Origin of the sequence: Micromonospora sp. NPDC023644 (assembly GCF_040640115.1) — a bacterium.
Classification (GTDB): Bacteria; Actinomycetota; Actinomycetes; order Mycobacteriales; family Micromonosporaceae; genus Micromonospora.
The window spans coordinates 212,508-231,591 of sequence record NZ_JBFABA010000004.1 but is presented as its reverse complement, the minus strand read 5'-3'; the positions used below and the strand labels follow the sequence as shown (position 1 = coordinate 231,591).

The following is a 19,084-nucleotide window of genomic DNA, read 5'->3' as shown; positions in this document are numbered from 1 at the left end:
AGCCTCTCGATGATCGAGATGTCGTCCGTGTCACTGCACGGTAAACGGCTTTTCGCCACGTGCCAAGGCGGGGAGCACGGGATGGGACAGGTTCCATAGACATTCCGGGCAGTCGGGCACGGGCGGACATCAATCGACCGCCGATACCGGTACTTCGCGGTGGGTCGGCGACGTTTCCGGTGGTCGGGGGGCCTGCCGAGGGGGAAATCCGGACGTCAGTCGCTATGCTGACGTCGGCACCACACGCCCCTGTAGCTCAGCTGGCCAGAGCACTCGCCTTGTAAGCGAGATGTCGCCGGTTCGATCCCGGCCGGGGGCTCCAATTCCATCAGGCATCCCTCGCCGGGCGCTGTCGCGAGCGGGCCGGTCGACAGCAACGCTGACAGGGGCCGGGCTCGTGACAGCCGCCCGCCGAGCGGCTGACGCGTCGCGTCGAGGTTGGCGTGGGCGTGGACCTTGCCCGGGCGCGCCGGGCGCTGCCGCTGTCGCTCCGCGGCCGACCCGCCCGAACCCCCGGCGTCAGTGCTTCCAGAGGTCCTCCGCCGCGTGTCGATCCTGGCGGGCAACTTCCTCTGGGAAGCCGTTCGGGCGAACGTGAAGGTCCCCGTGGACGAGCTGCCGTGGCGGCTCTCCGTCGTGGACCTTCCCACCACCGCGAACCTGCTCGCCGTGTTCGGCGGGCTCATGCTCGCCCGTGCGCAGTTCGCCAAGACGGTCCGGCCCCACTTCGGTTACGGCTGGATGCAGAAGGAGGGCGACGGTGGGCGTTGGATCCTCTATTTCTTCAACGCGGGGCCGGGTCACGCGACGGTGACGCAGATCCTCTACCGGATCACCTTCCACGGGGAGGAGCGGACGGGCGCGTCGGACTGGCTCGGGTTTCCCGATCTGGAAGCTCGGCTCCGGCGTCATGGCATCGAAGAGGCGGACGCCGAGCTGACGTGGATCGGGCGCACCCCGGTCGTTCCCCAGCAGCGGGGGGGTCGACGGCCTCGGGATCGGCGAGTTCTCCTGCCGTGCCCTGGCTGCCATCGGCCACCTGGACATCGAGATCCTGGCGGAGGACAGCGTGGGCGATCGGCATCGGCTCTTGATCCGCTCCACCGCGCGACTCCCGGCCAAGGCGACACGGGTGATCGATTCGCTGCGAGCGCGGGACGTGGCCGACCGGCAGGATGCGGCAGGCCGGTGACCGGCGCGGCTACGCTGGGCGGCGTGAGCAGGGCGGCGGAGGAGTCGAACCGGGCCATGCTGCGCGCCCGCGACGCCATGGACCGCGCGTACGACAAGCCGCTGGACATCGCCGCCCTGGCCCGCATCGCGTACGTCTCCGAGGCGCACTTCATCCGCACCTTCCGGGCCACCTTCGGCGAGACCCCGCACCGCTACCTCCAGCGGCGGCGGGTGGAGCGGGCCATGTACCTGCTGCTGCACACCGACCGGGACGTCACCGACGTCTGCTACGCGGTCGGCTTCTCCAGCCTGGGCACGTTCAGCCGCACGTTCCGTCAGATCGTCGGCGAGCCGCCGTCGGAGTACCGCCGGCGCAAGGCGCCGGCCGCAGGCGTGCCGACCTGCTTCACCAAGGCGTGGACCCGGCCCAGCAGCTTCGGCCAGCAGAGGTCAGTTTTGGATAAGCAGCAGGTCAGGGCGGACCCGTAGCGTTCCCGGCATGACGATGAACGCGATCAGCCGCTCCCAGATCTACGTCCTCGACCAGGACGAGGCCCTCGACTTCTACGTGGGGAAGCTCGGCCTGGAGGTCAACACGGACCAGGATCTCGGCTTCATGCGCTGGCTGACGGTGAACCTGCCCGGCGACCCGGAGCGCGAGATCCTGCTGGAGAAGCCGGGCCCGCCCGCGCTGGACCCGGCCACCGCCGAGCAGGTCCGGGAGCTGCTCACCAAGGGGGCCCTGGGCGGGTACCTCTTCATGACCACCGACGACGCGCACAAGACGTACGAGGACCTGGTCGCCAAGGGCGTCGAGATCACCGACGAGCCGATGGAGCGCCCGTACGGGATCGACTTCGGCATCCGCGACCCGTTCGGCAACAAGATCCGCATCGGCCAGATGTTCCCCAGGGGCTGATCCCGGCGCTGGAAGGCCATGATCCGGAGGCGTGCCGCAAGCGGCACGCCTCCGGTCGCGTACGAGGGGGACGACGTGGGCCCCGCCCCGCTCAGCCGGTGGCCCCGACCAGCAGTTCCACCACCGCGCGGGCCGTCGTCGGCGCGTCGCCGTCGGACGGGCAGTCCACGTAGCCGGTCTCCACCGCCCCGACGGTCAGCCGGTAGCTGAAGGCGTCCCGGCAGGCGGTGGGGGTCGACGGGCGGCCGGCCCCGGCGGCGAGCGCGGGGTCGGCGACGAGCCGGCGCAGCCGGTCCAGGTCCGCGCCGGAGAGTTGGCCGGTGCGCCGCGACCCGGTGCGGTCGACGGCGGTCCACCGTCCGTCGGGCTCCACCGTCACGGTGTCGCCGCGCCCGGCGATCCCGCCCGACCGGGTCAGCACGACGCGCGCCGCGGCCGTCGGTGCGGGGGTGGGTGGCGCGGCCGTCGGCCGGTCGGGTGCGGACGGGCTCGCCGGCAAGCTTCCCGGCGGTGGCACCCGGTGCGCCGGCTCGGTGGCCGCGCAGCCGGACAGGAGGGTCGCCACCAGCGCGATCTTGACCCCGGCCATCGAAGCTGATCTCATGCCGCTCGGACGCGCGGCGCGGCGGCGCGGTTCCCGCCGGCCCCGGTTCCACCGAACGGTCAGTGTCCCGGACGGAATTCGGATCACCCCTTCTCTTTTGCGTCGTCCCATCGTTATATCTACATGCGTGACTATCTCCGTCACGCATACCCCCGTTCAGGAGGGCACGTGAAGAGACCCCTTGCCGCCGTCGGTACGGCCCTGCTAACCAGCGGCCTGCTGACCGGCGTCGCCACCCCGGTGCTCGCGGCACCCCCGACCGCCCCCGCCCCGGGCGGGCCCGCCGCCGCCGCGGCGAGTGTCCTGCGGACCAACCCCGGCGCCGTCCAGGGCACCAGCGCCGAGTCCTACCAGGTGCACAGCACCAAGGTGGACCCGAACGGCGCCGCGCACACCCGCTACACCCGGACCTACCAGGGCCTGCGGGTGTACGGCGGCGACTTCGTCATCCACACGGCCCCCGATGGCGGCTACGCCGGCTCCTCGGTCGGTCTGGACGCCCCGCTGACCCTGCCCACCACGGCGAAGGTCCCGGCCGCGGCGGCGAAGAAGGCCGCCCGCGCCCAGTTCTCCGGCACGCTCACCGCCGTGGGCGCCCCGGAGCTCTTCGTCGACGCCAGCTCCGGCAAGGGGCGGCTGGCCTGGGAGACCGTCGTCACCGGCTGGCACCCGGACGGGCAGACCCCGTCGCGGTTCCACGTCGTCACCGACGCCGTCACCGGCAAGACCATCGGCTCGTACGACGAGATCGAGGCCGTCGCCGGCACGGGCAACAGCGTCTACTCGGGCGCCGTCACGGTGGACACCACGCTCTCCGGCAGCACGTACCAGATGATCGACCCGCTGCGCGGCAACGGCTCCACGTGCGACATGAACAACGGCACGTCGACCTGCACCACGTTCACCGACGCCGACAACACCTGGGGCACCGGCGCCACCTCCAACCGGCAGTCCGCCGCCGTGGACGCGCACTACGGCGCCGCCCGGACGTACGACTACTTCAAGAACGTGCACGGCCGCAACGGCATCTTCGGCGACGGCCGGGGCGTGCCCAGCCGGGTGCACTACGGCAACAACTACGTCAACGCCTTCTGGGACGGCTCCCGGATGACCTACGGCGATGGCAGCGGCAACTCCCGGCCGCTGGTCTCCATCGACGTGGCCGCCCACGAGATGAGCCACGGCGTGACCGAGAACGTGGTCCCCGGCGGCCTGACCTACTCCGGCGAGTCCGGCGGCCTCAACGAGGCCACCAGCGACATCTTCGGCAACATGGTCGAGTTCTACGCCAACAGCCCCGCCGACCCGGGCGACTACCAGGTCGGCGAGAAGATCAACATCAATGGTGACGGGACGCCGCTGCGCTACATGTACAACCCGTCCCTCGACGGCTCGGGCGACAGTTGCTGGTCGACCGCCACGAAGAGCAAGGACGTGCACTACTCGTCCGGCGTCGCCAACCACTTCTTCTTCAACCTCGCCGAGGGCACCGGGGCCACCCCGTACGGCACCTCGCCGATCTGCGGCTCCGCCCCGGCGGTGACGGGCATCGGCCGCGCCAAGGCCGAGAAGATCTGGTGGCGGGCGCTGGACACGTACTTCACCTCCAACACCTCGTACGTGAACACCAGCAACCCGGCGAACACCGCCCGGGCGTACAGCCTGCGCGCCGCGACCGACCTGTACGGCAGCTGCTCCACCGAGTACCGGACCGTCCAGGCGGCCTGGACCGCGGTGAACGTGGCCGGCAACGACGCGCCGTGCTCGACCGGCAACGACTTCTCGGTCTCGCTCTCGCCGACCTCCGGCGCGGTGAACCCCGGCGCCTCGGTCTCCACCACCGTGGCGACGGCCACCACCAGCGGCTCGGCGCAGACCGTGACGCTGTCGGCCACCGGCCTGCCGAGCGGGGCGACCGCCTCGTTCAGCCCGGCCTCGGTGACCTCGGGCGGCTCCTCGACCCTCACCGTCGCCACCACGGCCGGCACGCCGGCGGGCACCTACACGGTCACCGTGAACGGCGCCGGCTCGGTCACCCGCAGCGCCACCTACACGCTGACCGTGAACGGCACCGGCGGCGGCTGCACCAGCCCGGGTCAGAAGCTCGGCAACCCGGGCTTCGAGTCCGGGGCCACCACCTGGACGCAGACCTCGGGCGTGATCGGCCAGCACGGCACCGCGCAGCCGGCCCGCACCGGCACCTGGAGCGCGTGGCTGAACGGGTACGGGACCACCCGCACCGACACGCTCGCCCAGTCGGTGAGCCTGCCGGCGGGCTGCACGTCGTACAACTTCAGCTTCTGGCTGCACATCGACTCGGCGGAGACCACCACCGGCACCGCATACGACACCTTGCGGGTGCAGGTGCTCAACTCCTCCGGGACGGTGCTGGCGACCCTCGCCACGTACTCGAACCTGAACAAGGCCACGGGATACAGCCAGAAGTCGTTCTCGCTGGCCGCGTACAAGGGACAGACCGTGACCCTGAAGTTCACCGGCACCGAGGACTCGTCGCTCCAGACGTCCTTCGTCGTGGACGACACCGCGCTCAACGTCTCCTGACGTAGCCGCACCGTCGCCGGGCCCGGCGACCACCCCGCCAGGGTGGTCGTCGGGCCCCCGCCGTTATGGTCGCCGCACGCGTCGCCGGTCCCGGCGGCCGGGCGGACAGGCGAAGGGGTGGTGACGGTGGCGGACGCGGAACTCCTCGTCGAGGTGGCCGGGCCGGTGGCGACGGTGGTGATCCACAACCCGGCCCGGCGCAATGCGATGACCACCGGGATGTGGCGGCGGCTGCCGGAGCTGCTCGACGGGCTGGAGGCCGATCCGGCCGTCCGGGTGCTGGTGCTCACCGGCGCCGGAGGCACCTTCTGCGCCGGCGCGGACCTGGGCGACCTGGACGAGCTGCTGGACGCCGGCGACGCCAGCATCGCGGTGGCCGCCGAGGAGCGGCTCGCGGCCTTCGCCAAGCCGACCGTCGCCGCCGTCCGGGGCGCGTGCGTGGGGGGCGGCTGCCAGCTCGCCGTCGCCTGTGACCTGCGGGTCGCCGCCGCCGACGCGCGCTTCGGCGTGCCGCCGGCGCGGCTGGGCCTGGTGTATCCGGCGCCGACCACCCGCCGGCTGGCCCGGCTGGTCGGTCCGGCCGCCGCCAAGCACCTGCTCTTCACCGCCGAGCTGATCGACGCCGAGCGGGCGCTGCGGGTGGGCCTGGTCGACGAGGTGCTGCCGGGCGAGCGGCTCGCCGCCCGGGTGGACGAGCTCACCGCCGCCGTGGTCGCCCGGTCGCAGCTCAGCGTCGCCGCGGCCAAGGAGATCGTCGACGGGCGGGCGGACGAGGACCGGATCGCCTGGTGGCACGGGCAGGTCCGGGCCAGCGGCGAGGCCCGCGAGGGCGTGGCGGCCTTCCACGAGCGCCGCCCGCCCCGCTTCGGCTGGACACCGCCCGCCGGGCACTGACCGCCGGGGGCCGGCGGGTGCCGCGCCGAGGGTCGTACCCCCGACGCGGCCCCCCGTTCCCGCCGGCCGGTCCGTCACCGCCCGGCCAGCGCCGCCCAGCTCGGAGCCACCGGCTCGCGCCGCAGCGGCATGCCCGCCTCGGCCGGCGTCCGGTCGCCCTTGTGCTGGTTGCACCCGTAGCAGGCGGCGGTCGTGTTCCGCCAGGTGTTCCGGCCGCCGCGCGAGCGGGGCAGGACGTGGTCGACGGTGTCGGCCGGCCCCCCGCAGTACGCGCAGCAGCGCCCGTCCCGGCGCAGCACCCCGGCGCGGGACCAGGCCGGGCCGGCGCTGAACCGCCACCGGGTCACCACGTAGCGGACGAGGCGCACCACCCGGGGGACCGGGAACACCCCGATCAGCCGGTCCGGCTCGGCCTCGTGGATCTCGGCGACCCGCCGGCAGAGCATCCGGATCGCGTGCTGGACGGTGACCCGGTGCAGCGGGCCGAGGTCGGCGTTGACGACGAGGACGGCGTCCACCGGTGTCTCCCTTCGTGGCGGTGACGATCTGGGTGGGCCGGACAGCGAAAGAGCCGCCCGGTCCGGGGTGCGGACGGGCGGCTCGACGTCGTGCGGGCACACGTCAGTCGGGCCGGCCGCCCCCGGGGTCTTCGGCGCGGTGACCGCCGCCGCTCGCCGGCGACGCCGGACGCACGGGCAGGCACGACGGCACACCGGTGACGTGCGACATCGACATGACCAGCTCCCGCGGCGGTGGTTGACCTTGCGCGATCACGGTAGGTCGGCGGGGGAGAGAGGGGCAACGGATTTCGATCGAGGCCCCGGCTCGTCGGGGCGGCGCTGCCGGCGGGCCCGGCCGGCGGCCCGCGCGGCGGCCAGCGGCCGGTCGATGCGTACGGCCATCCGCGCGGTCAGCTCGGCCTCCAGCAGCGGCCGGTTGACCTCCCCGGCGACCGTGAGCGCCGGTCCCGAGACGGTGCGCCAGATCGCGGCCAGCCCGGCGCCCAACCCGAGCAGGGCCACGGCGGCCCGCGTCACCGGCGAACCGGCGGCGGCGAGCGCGCTCACCCCGACGACGGCGAACAGCACCGCGAGCAGCGGTACGAGCACCGGCCAGAAGATCCCCCGGACGGCCTGCACCACCAGCCTCCGGTCCCGGATGATCAGGTTCCGGGCGACGATGGCGTAGTCCTCCTCGTCCAGCAGGTCCCTGGGGTGCAGCCCGCCGGTGAGCACGCCCCGCCACAGCTCGCCCTGGTTGCGCAGCTCGCGGGCCAGCTCGGGCAGCCCCGCCTCGGTCGGGTCGCCCACGCCCGCCCTGGTGACCGCCGACGCCCACGCCGACAGCGACCGGCGGACCACTGCGGCCGAGTACGGGGGCAGCACGCTGGCCAGCTCGCCCAGCCACCGGCCGATCTCGAACTGCCGGCCGCCGAAGCGGCGGGCCACCTGCCCGGCGTCGCCCTGCCGGACGGCGTCGCCGTACCGGACGGTGTCGGCCAGCGAGCGCCCCAGCCGGTACGCCAGCCCCACCCGCTGGTTGGTGGCCATGGTCCAGCGCAGCAGCTCCACGTTCAGGTCGTCGAGGGCGAGCAGCAGGACGTCCCCGGAACCGTCGGCCACCCGGGCCCGCGCGTCGGCGGTGGCGGGCGCGGGGCCGACGCGCCGGGTCAGCTCGGCGATCTGGGCGAGCGCGACGTCCACGCCGTCCAGGTACATCTGCATGCGACGCCGCCCCGACATCTCGGTCAGGTTGGACAGCTTCACCGGTGCGCCCGCCGGCCGGTCGGTCCCGGGGTCGAGCAGGTCGGCGGTCTGCGCGTGGTGGTAGGCGTCCGCCATCCACCAGCCGAGCCGCAGGGCGGTCACGACGCAGGCCCGCTCGTCCCGGATCAGCGGGTACGCGTCGTCCCGCGGCACGTCGGCGACGAGGGGGTCGTCGTCCGTGCGCGGCGACATCCCGCTGACCTCCCGGCTCATCCCAGACGGTCAGCCTATGCCACTCGATCGACCCTTTTGCCCGTTTTGCTCATCCCCGCCCGGCGAGCAGGCCCCGGGGCCGGATCGAGCGGACCGGCTCGGCCGCGCCGCCCTCGGCGCGCAGGATGTGGTTGGCCGCGATGATCCCGGTCGCCGCCGACCGCTCCATCAGCGCGCTCGGGAAGTCCGTCCGGACGCCGTCGCCGGCCAGGTAGAGCCCGTCGGCGTCGGTGCGTACCCCCGGCCGCCAGGCGTGACTGCCGGGCGTGAACGCCGGCGCCTGCGCCTCCACCCGGGCGCGCAGCTCGCGGACCCGCAGCCGGGCCGCCTCCGGCCAGAGCGCGGTCAGCTCGACCCGCATCCGTTCGGCCAGCTCCTCGGCCGGCACGCCCGCCTCGCAGGCGTACGCGTGCAGCTCCACGACCGAGCCGCCGGTGCGCTCGGCCCAACGGCGGGACTCGTTCTCCAGCCGGTGGTAGAGGGTCACCGAGTCCAGGGTGGGCTGCCGGGACACCCCGCTGAAGACCGCCCGGTCGGCGGCGACGTCCCCGTCGCACCAGTAGCGCGCCACCGCGTACGGCGGGCCGGGCCGGCCGAACGCGGGCATCCGCGCCGCCAGCCGGGGCGCGTGGTCGGCCAGGCCGGGCGAGGCCGCGACCAGCGCGGCGAGGGCCGGCGGGTCGACGGCGAGCACCACGTGCCCGGCCGGGTACGACGTGCCGTCGGCGGTCGCCACCCGCCAGCCGGCGCCGTCGCGCGTCAGGGCGGTGGCGGCGGCGTCCGTCACCACCCGGCCGCCGTGCTTCTCCACGTGCCGCGCGAGCGGCTCCCAGATCGCCGTCGCGTAGTCCTCGTCCGGGCAGTCGAAGGCCAGCCCCTCCGGGTTGCCCAGCAGGTAGAAGTGGAACTGGGCGATCATCTCCGCCGCCGACATCTCCGCCTCGTGGTTGAAGAACGAGTGGGAGAAGACCTCGAAGAGCATCGCGCGGGCCCGGTCGGGCAGCCGCAGCGAGGTGAGCAGCGCGTCGGCGGTCGTGTCGTCGAACTCGGCGTAGGTGCGCTCCGGGTCGTAGGTGAGCAGCGGCAGCGCCGCGTCCCGGTCCATCCCCCGCAGGTCGCCCAGGCGCAGGCTGGGGCTGCGTAGCAGCAGCGCCAGCAGGTTCATCGGCGGCGCGGGCGGCAGCCTGCCGAACTCCTCGGTGGGCCACCGCTCGCTCAGGATCGGGTAGCCCGGAACCGGCTTGAGGAAACCGAGCCCCGGGTCGGCGCGGCGCAGGATCGACCGCCAGTTGTAGTACTGCCGGAAGAATGCGTGGAAGCCGTGTTCGTTCATCTGCCGGGTGCCGTCGGCGAGCGTCTCCGGCCAGGCCCCGAGCCGGCCGCCGAGGGTCGGCGCGGCCTCCAGCACGGTCACCGTCACCCCGCGCTCCGCCAGCACCACCGCCGCCGACATGCCCGCGATCCCGCCGCCGACCACCACCGCCTCGACCGGGCCTGGCACGCGGTGGGCGCCGCCACCGCCCGGGTCCACCTCGTGCTCGCGTACGCCGATGAGCCGACCGACCACCTTCGACAGCGCCATGTGCACCTTCCCCGCCGGATGGGTCTACAGTCTGCCCGCTGACCCGTCAGGAGGAACCTTCCTCGCCGGGGACACCTGGCGGCGGCCCGCTCACGTCGGCGGAGGCAGGCAGCGGCGCTGCCGGTCCGAGGCGGGCCAGACGTACTCCAGGTCGGGCGGGACGTCGTCGCCGAAGAGCGGACCGTAGTGCCCGGGGTCCTTGCGCAGCAGCGACGAGCGGTGACTCAGGTGCAGGTCGTCGCGGCCCAGCCAGGGCGGCAGCTCCCCGGCCTCGGCCAGCTCGGCCTGGGTGCGCACCCGGGTCAGGCCGCAGGCGGCGGCGAGGTCGGTGGTCATCGTGCCCGCGCAGGTGTCGGCCCGGCCGGGCTCGCACCAGACCGCGCAGACGTCCAGCCCGTACCGGGTGAGGGCCTCCTCGTACCCGGCCCACATCTTCACCGCCGGGTGGTTGCGCCAGCCGTACGTGGGCCAGGTCAGCCCGCGCAGCACCTGGATGGTCTCCACCCGCTGCTTGCCCAGCCGCTTCTGGTCCAGCGTCCGGGCGCTGGCCAGGAAGTCCGGGTACGGCAGGAACGTCTGCATGCCGGTGCTCTACCCGCCACCGGAGGGGACATGCCGTGCGACCAGCGTTCATGATCAAGGGGCTGCGCGCGGCGCGACCGGCTGACTACGATGCGGCACATGGCGGAGCCCCTGCTGGATCGTGCGCGGCGTGCCGGCCGGCGGCTCCGGGTCAACGGGGACGCGCGGGCGCACTACGTGATCTGTGGCCGCGACGCCCTCGCCTACTGGGTGGTGCGGGCGCTGCTCGCCACCGAGCTCCAGGCCGGCCGCGTCCGGATCACCCTCGTCGTGCCCGAGCGGCCGCGCTCGGACGAGCCCGACGGGCGCGACCTCCAGGGCGTCGAGGTGGTACGCGCGGACCGGCTGGACGAGGTCACCTTCCGCCGGGCCGGGCTGGCCGGCGCCGACGGGCTGGCCCTGCTGCACCAGGACGACGTGGGCAACATGCACGCCGCGCTCTGCGCGCAGGAGGTCGAGCCCCGGCTGCGCCTGGTGGTGCGGATGTTCAACACCGGGCTCGCCAACGGGGTGCGGCAGATCTTCCCCGACTCGGCGGTGCTCTCCGACGCCTCCATGGCCGCCCCCGCCTTCGTGGCCGCCGCGCTCGGCGAGGTCGCCCCCACCCACTTCCGGCACGGCGGGCGCACCCTCTACGTGGCCCGCCGCGACGACGTACGCCCGACCGACGTGGTCTGCGGGGTGGCCGACACCGGCGACCCGCAGCAGGTCCGGCTGCTGCCCGCCGACGAGCGCGCGGCCGACCTGGTGATCGCCGAGGCGACCGGCGCGCCGCCCGGGACGGAGCTGGCCGCCCGCCGGCTGAGACGGGCCCGCCGGCGTCGCCGCCCCCTGACGGTGCTGCTGCGCGCGGTGCGCAGCTTCGCCACCCGCAAGATCGGCGTCGCGGTGATCGTGCTGCTGGTGGTGATCGGGGTGCTCGGCTGGCTCAACGGCTACGCCGCGCACGAGGACTGGGCCGACTCGCTCTACCTCACGCTGGTGACCACGCTGAGCGGGCAGGATCCCAACCCGGACAAGTCGGCCGGCGAGCAGATCATGCAGGTGGTGCTCAACCTGGCCGGGCTGGCGCTGATCCCGCTGATCACCGCCGTGGTGGTGGACGGCATCGTCAACGCCCGGCTGGCCCTGCACTCCGGCCGCATCCAGCCCGAGCGCTCCGGGCACGTGGTGGTGGTCGGGCTGGGCAACGTCGGCACCCGGGTGATGGCCCAGCTCTGCGACTTCGGCGTCGAGGTGGTCGCCATCGACAAGGTGCCCGAGCCACGCGGTGGGGCGCTGGCCCGGCGGCTGGGCGTGCCGCTGATCGTGGGGGACGCCGCGCTGGAGGAGACGCTCCAGTCGGCGTCCGTGGGGGGCTGCCAGGCCCTGGTGGTGGTCTCCACCGACGACGAGACCAACCTCCAGGCGGCGCTCAACGGCCGGGCCGTCAACCCGGAACTCCAGGTGGTGCTGCGCCTCTTCGACGGCCACTTCGCCGAACGCATCCAGCAGGCCTTCGGCATCGGCGTCTCGCGCAGCGTGTCGTACCTCGCCGCGCCGTCGTTCGCGGCCGCGCTGCTGGACCGCGCGGTGATCGCCACCATCCCGGTCGGCCGGCACGCGCTGCTGGTCACCGAGGTCTCCGTCGCCGCCGGGTCGTCGCTGGACGGTCGGCCGCTCGCCGCGGTCGGGCGGGCCGAGAGCGTACGCCTGCTGGCGCACGCCCGGACCGGCCAGCGCCTCGACTGGGCGCCCGATCCGCGCCTGGTGATCGTCGCGGGCGACCGGCTGACGGTGGTGGCCCGCCGGGCCGGCCTGAACGCCCTGCTCCGCGAGGCCGCGCCACCCCCGCCGGAGGACCCCGTCGTGCCCACGCCCCGGCAGCCGGAGGAGTGACGGCCGCGCCCGGCGTCAGGCCCGGTGCAGGCGCAGGGCGTACCAGAGGGCGCCGACGGCGAGCACGGCGGCGCCGGCGAGCACGCTGGACAGCGGCAGGTTGACCGCGAGCAGCAGGCAGCCGATCAGCCCCAGCGCGGCCAGCGCCCGCACCGGCAGCCGCCGGCCCGGGTCGCGGCCCAGCGTCAGCGCGGCGGCGTTGGTGATCGCGTAGTAGACCAGCACGGTGCAGCTGGAGAAGCCGATCGCGTCGCGGACGTCGCCCAGCAGCACGATCAGCACCACCACGGCGGCCACGGCCAGCTCCGCCCGGTGCGGCACCCGGTGCACCGGGTGGACCGTGGCGAGCGCCCCCGGCAGGTCGCGGCGGCGGGCCATCGCCAGCGCGGTGCGGCCCACCCCGGCGAGCAGGGAGAGCAGGACCCCGGTGACCGCCACGGTCGCCCCGGCCCGCACCAGCCACGCCAGCCCGGGCAGCCCGGCGGCCGTCACCACGTCGGCCAGGGGCGCGGCGGAACCGGCCAGCCGGTCGGCCCCGAGCACGCCGACCGCCACCACGGCGAGGACCAGGTAGACCGCCAGCACCACGCCGAGGGCCAGCGGGACCGCCCGGGGGATGGTCCGCTCCGGGTCGCGTACCTCCTCGCCGAGGGTGGCGATCCGGGCGTACCCGGCGAAGGCGAAGAAGAGCAGCCCGGCGGCGGTGAGCACGCCCCGCCCGCCGCCGTCGAGGTCGCCGAGCCGGTCGAGCGAGACGTCGCCGCCGACCGCGCCGGCCACCGCGACCAGGGCCAGCACCGCCAGCACCACGCCGACCAGCACCTTCGTCGCGGTCGCGGTCTTGCCGATGCCGCGCAGGTTCACCGCGGTCACCGCCAGCACCGCGCCGACGGCGACGAGCCGGGCCTGCCCCGGCCAGAGGTACGCCCCGATGGTCAGCGCCATCGCCGCGCAGCTCGCCGTCTTGCCGACCACGAACCCCCAGCCGGCCAGGAACCCGGCGAACGGGCCGAGCCGCTCCCGCCCGTACACGTAGGTGCCGCCGGACTCGGGGTAGCGGGCCGCGAGCCGGGCCGAGCTGGTCGCGTTGCAGAAGGCGATGGCGCCGGCCAGCACGAGCGCCGCCAGCAGTCCGGCCCCGCCGGCCGCCGCCGCGGCGGGCGCGAAGACCACGAAGATGCCCGCGCCGAGCATCGACCCCAGGCCGATGACCACCGCGTCTGCTGCGCCCAGGCGGCGTGCCAGTTGATCCACGGCGAGACCCTAGGGGGCGGAGATGAACGGATGGTTCCAGTCCCGCAGCGCGCCCGGCAACGGCAGTCCGTCCCAGGGAACCCGGTGCAGCAGCCGGTCGAGGACGACGCCGAGCATCAGGGCGGCCAGCCCGTCGGTGAGCCAGTGGAAGTTCAGGTAGGTGGTCGTGACCAGCAGGATCGCCGGCGGCGCGAAGCGGACCAGCCGGTACGCGACCGGGGACAGCCGCCCGGCGGTCAGCGCGGTCAGCAGCACGGCGATCACCCCGTACCAGACGATCGCGTTGGCGACGTGCCCCGACGGGTAGGACATCGAGTAGGCCCCCGCCGGCAGCCGGTTGAAGATCTCCACCGCCTCGCCGGGCGGCAGGAACGGATCCTTGACCGTCGCGCTCGGCGCGGCGCGGTCGGTCCACAGCTTGAGCGGGCCGACGGTCAGGTAGGCCAGCACGAACGCGCCCGCCACCAGCAACAGCGGCCGGGCGGAGTGCCGGCGCCAGGCCACCGCGAGGGCGAGCGCCCCGGAGACCGGCATCAGCAGCCAACCGCCCTGCCCGAGCAGGTTGAACACCCGGGCGGTCCAGTACAGCGGCGCAGGGTCGTGCGCGAACGCCCACTCGCTGACCGCCAGGTCGAGATCGTGGAGCTGCCCCTCGGCGAGCGCCAGGGTCAGCGCCGCGAAACCGGCGAGCAGCACCGCGTCGAACCACCAGCCGGCCGGCCGGACCGGCCGGAGCTGCGCCTTTCCCCGTACCGCCGTGGTCTCCCGCACCCCGTCACGCTACCGGCCCCGGTCGGTGCCGGACCGGGACGGGCCGGGGCCGCCCTGTGTGCCGAGCCACGAAGGGAGGCGCTCGGCGGGGGAAACCCGTCACACTTGTGCCCGTGCGGATCACCTCGGCCCTCGTGGACCCGGCGCTGCTCGATCTCCCCTGGTCGACCCCGCTGGAGGAGTGGCCTGCGCAACACCTGGTGGCGTTGCCCCAGGGCATCTCCCGGCACATCGTCCGCTTCGTCCGGCTGGGTGAGTACGTCTACGCGTTCAAGGAGACCCGCGAGCGGATCGCCGAGCGGGAGTACGACCTGCTCCGCGCCCTGGAGCGGATCGACTTCCCGTCGGTCGAGGCGGTGGCGATCGTCGCCGACCGGCAGACAGAGGACGGGGAACCCCTCGAGTCGGTGCTGATCACCCGGCACCTGCAGTTCTCCCTGCCCTACCGGGCGCTCTTCTCGCACACCCTGCGCCCGGAGACGATGGGCCGGCTGCTCGACGCGCTGGCCGCCCTGATCGTCCGGATGCACCTCACGGGCTTCTTCTGGGGCGACTGCTCGCTGTCGAACACGCTGTTCCGGCGGGACGCCGGGGCGTTCGCCGCCTACCTGGTGGACGCCGAGACCGGGGCGCTGCACCACTCCCTCTCCAACGGCCAGCGCGGCGAGGACCTGGAGATCGCCCGGGTCAACATCTTCGGCGAGGCGCTCGACCTGCAGGCCGCGGGGCTGCTGCACGAGTCGATCGACCCGGAGGTGGTCTGCGAGGAGGTCGTCCAGCGCTACGAGCGGCTGTGGCACGAGATCACCTACGAGCAGCAGGTCGAGCGGGAGGCCCGGCACGACATCGAGGGGCGGATCCGCCGCCTCAACGAGCTGGGCTTCGACGTCGCCGAGGTGGCCATGTCCACGATCGACAACGGGCGGTACCTGATCCGGCCGAAGGTGGTCGACGCCGGCTACCACACCCGGCGGCTGCTCCGCCTGACCGGCCTGGACGCCGAGGAGAACCAGGCCCGCCGGCTGCTCAACGACCTCGACGCCTACCGGGCCGAGAGCTACCTGACCGACGAGCAGCAGGCCGCGCACCGCTGGCTGACCGAGGTCTTCGAGCCGGTGGTCCGGGCCGTGCCCGCGCACCTGCGCCGCAAGCTCGAGCCGCAGGAACTCTTCGCGCAGATCATCGAGCACAAGTGGCTGCTCTCCGAGCGGGCCGGCCGGGACGTCGGGATGGCCCCGGCCGTGCAGTCGTTCCTCTCCGACGTGCTGGTGCACCGCCCGGACGAGCAGGCGGTGCTCGGCGTCGAGGTCCCGACCACCGCCTGACGTACGTAAAGCCCGGCCGGCCCAGCCTGCCCCAGCCGGGTGGCGTTCGGTCTGTCGTGGCGCCCGGTCCGATCGGCGCGGGACGGCGGCAATGTTCGGCTGCACGGTGGGCCGGAGAACGTGTGGCGTCGGTGCCGATCCTCGGCGGGAGGCCTCATGGCTCAGGCACTGTCGAGCTGCCCTCACGGATGGGGCAGACCCGCCGGCCGAGCGTCTGGCGCTGGTGGCCCCGCTGGCTGAGCATCCCGGCCCCGGGTGGACCGATGTCGGGTGGATCAGACCATCACCCTCGGCCAGGGCGCTCCGACGGCGTGGTCTCACAGATGGGGCAGCTCGACAGCGGTGCGGTGGTCGCAGGGGCGGGTAGCTCGGCGGCCTCGGCTCCGACGGTCCGTCCCGAAGCTCGCAACCAGCAACAACGGTTCCGCCGTCACCGCTACTTGCGCCACGCCCCCGCTACTTCCGCCACGCCCCGTCACTTCCGCCACCGCCGTTGCCACGCGGTTGCCACGCCGCTGTCGCCGGCCTGCCTCGCCCGGCCTGCGGCGGCGTCACTCCACCCAGGAGCCGCCGCGCATCACCCGGACCACGTTGAGGTCGTCGTCGAGCACCACCAGGTCGGCCCGGAGCCCGACCTGGAGCGCGCCCAGCTGGTCGCCGAGGCCGATCGCGCGGGCCGGCGTGGTGGACGCCATCCGGACGGCGTCCGCGATCGGGATCCCGGCGGCCACCGCGTGCCGCAGCGCGGCGTCCATGGTCAGGGTGCTGCCCGCGATCGCGCCGTCGCGGGCCAGCCGGGCGACGCCGTCCGCCACCGTGACCGCCTGGCCGCCCAGGTCGTACTCGCCGTCGGGCATGCCGGCGGCGGCCATCGCGTCGGTGATCAGGGCGGCCCGCTCGGGGCCCGCCGTCGAGGTGGCGAAGGCCAGCATCCCGTCGTGCAGGTGCACGCCGTCGGCGACCAGCTCGCAGACCACGTTCGGCGCGTCCAGCAGGGCCACCACCGGGCCGGGCTCGCGGTGGTGCACCGGCCGCATCCCGTTGAACAGGTGGGTGCCGACGCTCGCGCCCGCCGCGACGGCGGCGCGGGTCTCGTCGAACGTGGCGTCGGTGTGGCCGACCGCGGCGACCACCCGGTGCGCGGTGAGCAGCTTGATCGCCTCCAGCGCGCCGTCCCGCTCGGGGGCGAGGGTGACCATCCGGACCGCCCCGCCGCCCAGCTCGATCAGCTCGGCCAGCTCGTCCGTGGACGGGTCGCGGAGGTACTCGGGGTTCTGCGCGCCGCAGCGGGCGGAGGAGAGGTACGGCCCCTCGAAGTGGATCCCGGCCAGCACCCCTTCGGCGACCAGCGGGGCGAACGCCCCGGTGGCCGCGCGCATGAGCGCGAACGGCGAGCTGACGAGGCTGGCCAGCAGGGTGGTGGTGCCGTGCCGCAGGTGGAAGTCGGCGGCCTGCCGGGCCTGCTCGGCGTCGCCCGTGGTGAAGGTGTGTCCGCCGCCGCCGTGCGTGTGCATGTCGACGAAGCCGGGCACGATCCAGTGCCCGTCGCGGACGGACGGGTACTCGGCCACCGCCCTGATCCGGCCCTCGTCCACCTCCACGCAGCCCTGCCGGACCACGCCGGTCGGGGTCACCACCTTGCCGTTCACACGGTGGGCCATCACTTCTCCAGACTGTCGAGGGCGAGCAGGGCGGCGCCGAGGCAGCCGGCCTCGTCGCCGAGGGCCGCCGCGACCAGGCGCGGCTCCCGGTGGAACGTCATCCGCTCGTGCAGCGCGGCCCGGAGCGGGTCGAGTAGCCGCGCCCCGGCCCGCGCCAGGCCGCCGCCGAGCACGACGGTCTCCACGTCGTAGAGGGCCTGGCCGGTGGCGAGGCCGTCGGCGAGCGCCTCGACGGCCTCCCGCCAGACGTCCGCCGCCAGCGGCTCGCCGGCCGCCGCCCGGTCCGCGACCTCGGCGGCGGTCGCCGGCACACCCGCCAGCGCCGAGTAGTGCCGCCCGATCGCGGCGGCGGAGGACACCGCCTCCAGGCAGCCGGGACGGCCGCAGCCGCAGCGCGGCCCGCCGGGGCGTACCTGGATGTGGCCGATCTCGCCCGCGGCGCCGTGCGCCCCGGTGGCGGCCGTGCCGTCGACCACGTGGGCGGCGGCGATCCCGGTGCCGATCGCGACGAAGAGGACGTGCCCGGCGTCGCGGCCCGCGCCGAGCCGGGCCTCGGCCAGGCCGCCGGCGCGCACGTCGTGGCCGAGCGCCGTGGGCAGCCCGAGCCGCTCGTGGGCGAGGTCCCGCAGCGGTACGTCCCGGAAGCCCACGTTCGCCGACCAGACGGCGATCCCACGCGCCTCGTCGATCACCCCGGGCACCGCGATGCCGACCGCGACCGGGTCGAGCCCGTCGGCGCGGGCCTTGCCGGCCAGCCCCTCGGCGATGCCCAGGACGGTGTCCACCACGGCGTCCGGGCCGCGCCCGGCGTCGGTGGGGTGCCGCTCGGTGTGCAGCACGGCCCCGTCCGCCCGGACGAGGGCGCACTTCATCCCGGTGCCGCCGACGTCCAGCGCGACGACGACGTCGGCTGAGCTCACGCGAGGACCACGGAACGGGTCAGGTGCCGGGGCGCGTCGGGGTCGAGGCCCCGGCTGGTGGCGAGCGCCACGGCGAACCGCTGCGCCAGGATCAGGTCGGCCATCGGGTCGACCGGCGTACGGCCGGCGGCCCAGCTGCCCAGCACCGTGCGGCAGCCGTGGGTGCGGCTGTGCACGAACGCCGCCCCCGTCGCCGCCACGTCCTCCGGCAGCCCGTCGGGCAGCTCGCCGAACGCCCAGACCAGCCGGCCCGGGGCGGCGATCGAGATCGGGCCGTGCCGGTAGTCCATCGCCGGGTACGCCTCGGCCCAGAAGGTGGCCGCCTCGCGGCACTTCAGGGCCGCCTCCTGGGCCAGCCCGACCGTCCAGCCGCGACCGAGGAAGGTGGCCTGCTCGATCCGGGTCGGGTCGATCGGCAGCGGGGCGCGTACGGCCACCTCCGCGTCGGCGGCGAGCGCGTCGATGTTGTCGCCGAGGTGGGCGCGGAGCAGGGCCAGCGCGGTGGTCGCGAAGCGGGTCTGCACCACCGAGCGCTCGTCGGCGAAGGGCATGGTCACCGCCGCGTCGGCCAGCGCCACGGCGGGGGAGTCCGGGTCGCCGACCAGGACGGTGCTCGGCACCCGCCCGCGCAGGGCGGCGACCAGCTCGGTGACCTCGGTGGTGGTGCCGGAGCGGGTGATCGCGACGAGCCGGTCGTAGCGCCGGCCGGCGGGGAACTCGGAGGCCTGGAAGGCGTCGGTCTCGCCCTGGCCGAGGTGCTCGCGGCGGGCCGCGTACGCCATCGCCATGAACCACGACGTGCCGCAACCCACGACGGCGACCCGCTCGCCGGGACGGGGCAGGTGGTCGGCCACGGTGGCGGCGAGTCGCGCCGCCTCCCGCCAGCAGTCGGGCTGGCTCGCGATCTCGGCGTCGACGTACGACATGAGAACTCCTACGCAGGGGAGCGGTGCGCAATACGGCTCGTTAGGGCCGCCTTT

At 74.4% G+C, this 19,084-nt stretch carries 16 protein-coding genes and 1 tRNA gene; 7 read left to right on the top strand and 10 right to left on the bottom strand.

Annotated elements, in window-relative coordinates:
• Window positions 1-245 precede the first annotated feature (245 nt).
• The 3 genes from AB0G08_RS05460 to AB0G08_RS05450 all read left to right on the top strand — a co-directional run bounded on the left by AB0G08_RS05460 (window position 246) and on the right by AB0G08_RS05450 (window position 2,092).
• Window positions 246-322: transfer RNA gene (locus AB0G08_RS05460), tRNA-Thr, on the top strand.
• A gap of 893 nt (window positions 323-1,215) precedes the next feature.
• Window positions 1,216-1,662, top strand: a complete 447-nt coding sequence (locus AB0G08_RS05455; RefSeq protein WP_358083438.1) for an AraC family transcriptional regulator — start codon at window positions 1,216-1,218, stop codon at window positions 1,660-1,662.
• Window positions 1,663-1,672: 10 nt separating this feature from the next.
• The gene (locus AB0G08_RS05450) at window positions 1,673-2,092 is read left to right on the top strand and encodes a VOC family protein (protein WP_121401524.1); all 420 of its coding nucleotides are present in this window, start codon (window positions 1,673-1,675) and stop codon (window positions 2,090-2,092) included.
• Window positions 2,093-2,183: 91 nt separating this feature from the next.
• Here the strand turns inward: AB0G08_RS05450 and AB0G08_RS05445 are convergent, their stop codons facing one another.
• The gene (locus AB0G08_RS05445) at window positions 2,184-2,696 is read right to left on the bottom strand and encodes a hypothetical protein (RefSeq protein ID WP_358083435.1); all 513 of its coding nucleotides are present in this window, start codon (window positions 2,694-2,696) and stop codon (window positions 2,184-2,186) included.
• 168 nt (window positions 2,697-2,864) lie between these two features.
• Between AB0G08_RS05445 and AB0G08_RS05440 the strand changes: the two genes are divergently transcribed.
• Window positions 2,865-5,258: a M4 family metallopeptidase gene (locus AB0G08_RS05440; protein ID WP_358083432.1), complete on the top strand. Its 2,394-nt coding sequence runs from the start codon at window positions 2,865-2,867 to the stop codon at window positions 5,256-5,258.
• A 120-nt stretch (window positions 5,259-5,378) separates the two neighbouring features.
• Window positions 5,379-6,152 (top strand): enoyl-CoA hydratase/isomerase family protein, encoded by a 774-nt coding sequence (locus AB0G08_RS05435; RefSeq protein WP_358083428.1) that lies wholly within the window; start codon window positions 5,379-5,381, stop codon window positions 6,150-6,152.
• A gap of 74 nt (window positions 6,153-6,226) precedes the next feature.
• On the opposite strand, the gene AB0G08_RS05430 is transcribed toward AB0G08_RS05435, so the two are convergent.
• The 4 genes from AB0G08_RS05430 to AB0G08_RS05415 form a co-directional block, all read right to left on the bottom strand.
• A complete protein-coding gene (locus tag AB0G08_RS05430) occupies window positions 6,227-6,670 on the bottom strand; it encodes an HNH endonuclease (protein ID WP_358083425.1) in 444 nt (147 codons plus the stop codon).
• Between the two features lie 252 nt (window positions 6,671-6,922).
• Window positions 6,923-8,131, bottom strand: a complete 1,209-nt coding sequence (locus AB0G08_RS05425) for a hypothetical protein (RefSeq protein WP_358083422.1) — start codon at window positions 8,129-8,131, stop codon at window positions 6,923-6,925.
• 49 nt (window positions 8,132-8,180) lie between these two features.
• A complete protein-coding gene (locus AB0G08_RS05420) occupies window positions 8,181-9,713 on the bottom strand; it encodes an FAD-dependent oxidoreductase (protein ID WP_358083419.1) in 1,533 nt (510 codons plus the stop codon).
• A gap of 90 nt (window positions 9,714-9,803) precedes the next feature.
• Entirely contained in the window at window positions 9,804-10,295 is a 492-nt protein-coding gene (locus AB0G08_RS05415) for an MSMEG_6728 family protein (RefSeq protein ID WP_358083416.1), read from the bottom strand.
• 99 nt (window positions 10,296-10,394) lie between these two features.
• Between AB0G08_RS05415 and AB0G08_RS05410 the strand changes: the two genes are divergently transcribed.
• Window positions 10,395-12,173 (top strand): NAD-binding protein, encoded by a 1,779-nt coding sequence (locus tag AB0G08_RS05410; protein WP_358083413.1) that lies wholly within the window; start codon window positions 10,395-10,397, stop codon window positions 12,171-12,173.
• Window positions 12,174-12,188: 15 nt separating this feature from the next.
• Here the strand turns inward: AB0G08_RS05410 and AB0G08_RS05405 are convergent, their stop codons facing one another.
• Both AB0G08_RS05405 and AB0G08_RS05400 read right to left on the bottom strand, forming a co-directional pair.
• Window positions 12,189-13,427, bottom strand: coding sequence for an APC family permease (locus tag AB0G08_RS05405; RefSeq protein WP_358083410.1), 1,239 nt, complete (start codon window positions 13,425-13,427; stop codon window positions 12,189-12,191).
• Between the two features lie 9 nt (window positions 13,428-13,436).
• A complete protein-coding gene (locus AB0G08_RS05400; protein WP_358083407.1) occupies window positions 13,437-14,198 on the bottom strand; it encodes a phosphatase PAP2 family protein in 762 nt (253 codons plus the stop codon).
• A gap of 113 nt (window positions 14,199-14,311) precedes the next feature.
• Between AB0G08_RS05400 and AB0G08_RS05395 the strand changes: the two genes are divergently transcribed.
• Window positions 14,312-15,523, top strand: coding sequence for a DUF4032 domain-containing protein (locus tag AB0G08_RS05395; protein WP_358083404.1), 1,212 nt, complete (start codon window positions 14,312-14,314; stop codon window positions 15,521-15,523).
• 551 nt (window positions 15,524-16,074) lie between these two features.
• Here the strand turns inward: AB0G08_RS05395 and nagA are convergent.
• Genes nagA through AB0G08_RS05380 form a run of 3 tightly spaced genes read right to left on the bottom strand, consistent with a single transcriptional unit; the run spans window position 16,075 to window position 19,030 of the window.
• The gene (gene nagA / locus AB0G08_RS05390) at window positions 16,075-17,184 is read right to left on the bottom strand and encodes an N-acetylglucosamine-6-phosphate deacetylase (protein WP_358083401.1); all 1,110 of its coding nucleotides are present in this window, start codon (window positions 17,182-17,184) and stop codon (window positions 16,075-16,077) included.
• On the bottom strand, window positions 17,184-18,104 hold the full coding sequence (locus tag AB0G08_RS05385) for an ROK family protein (protein ID WP_358083398.1): 921 nt from the start codon (window positions 18,102-18,104) through the stop codon (window positions 17,184-17,186). The genes nagA and AB0G08_RS05385 overlap by 1 nt, the downstream gene beginning before the upstream one ends.
• Window positions 18,101-19,030, bottom strand: a complete 930-nt coding sequence (locus tag AB0G08_RS05380; protein WP_358083394.1) for an SIS domain-containing protein — start codon at window positions 19,028-19,030, stop codon at window positions 18,101-18,103. The genes AB0G08_RS05385 and AB0G08_RS05380 overlap by 4 nt, the downstream gene beginning before the upstream one ends.
• Between the last annotated feature and the right edge of the window lie 54 nt (window positions 19,031-19,084).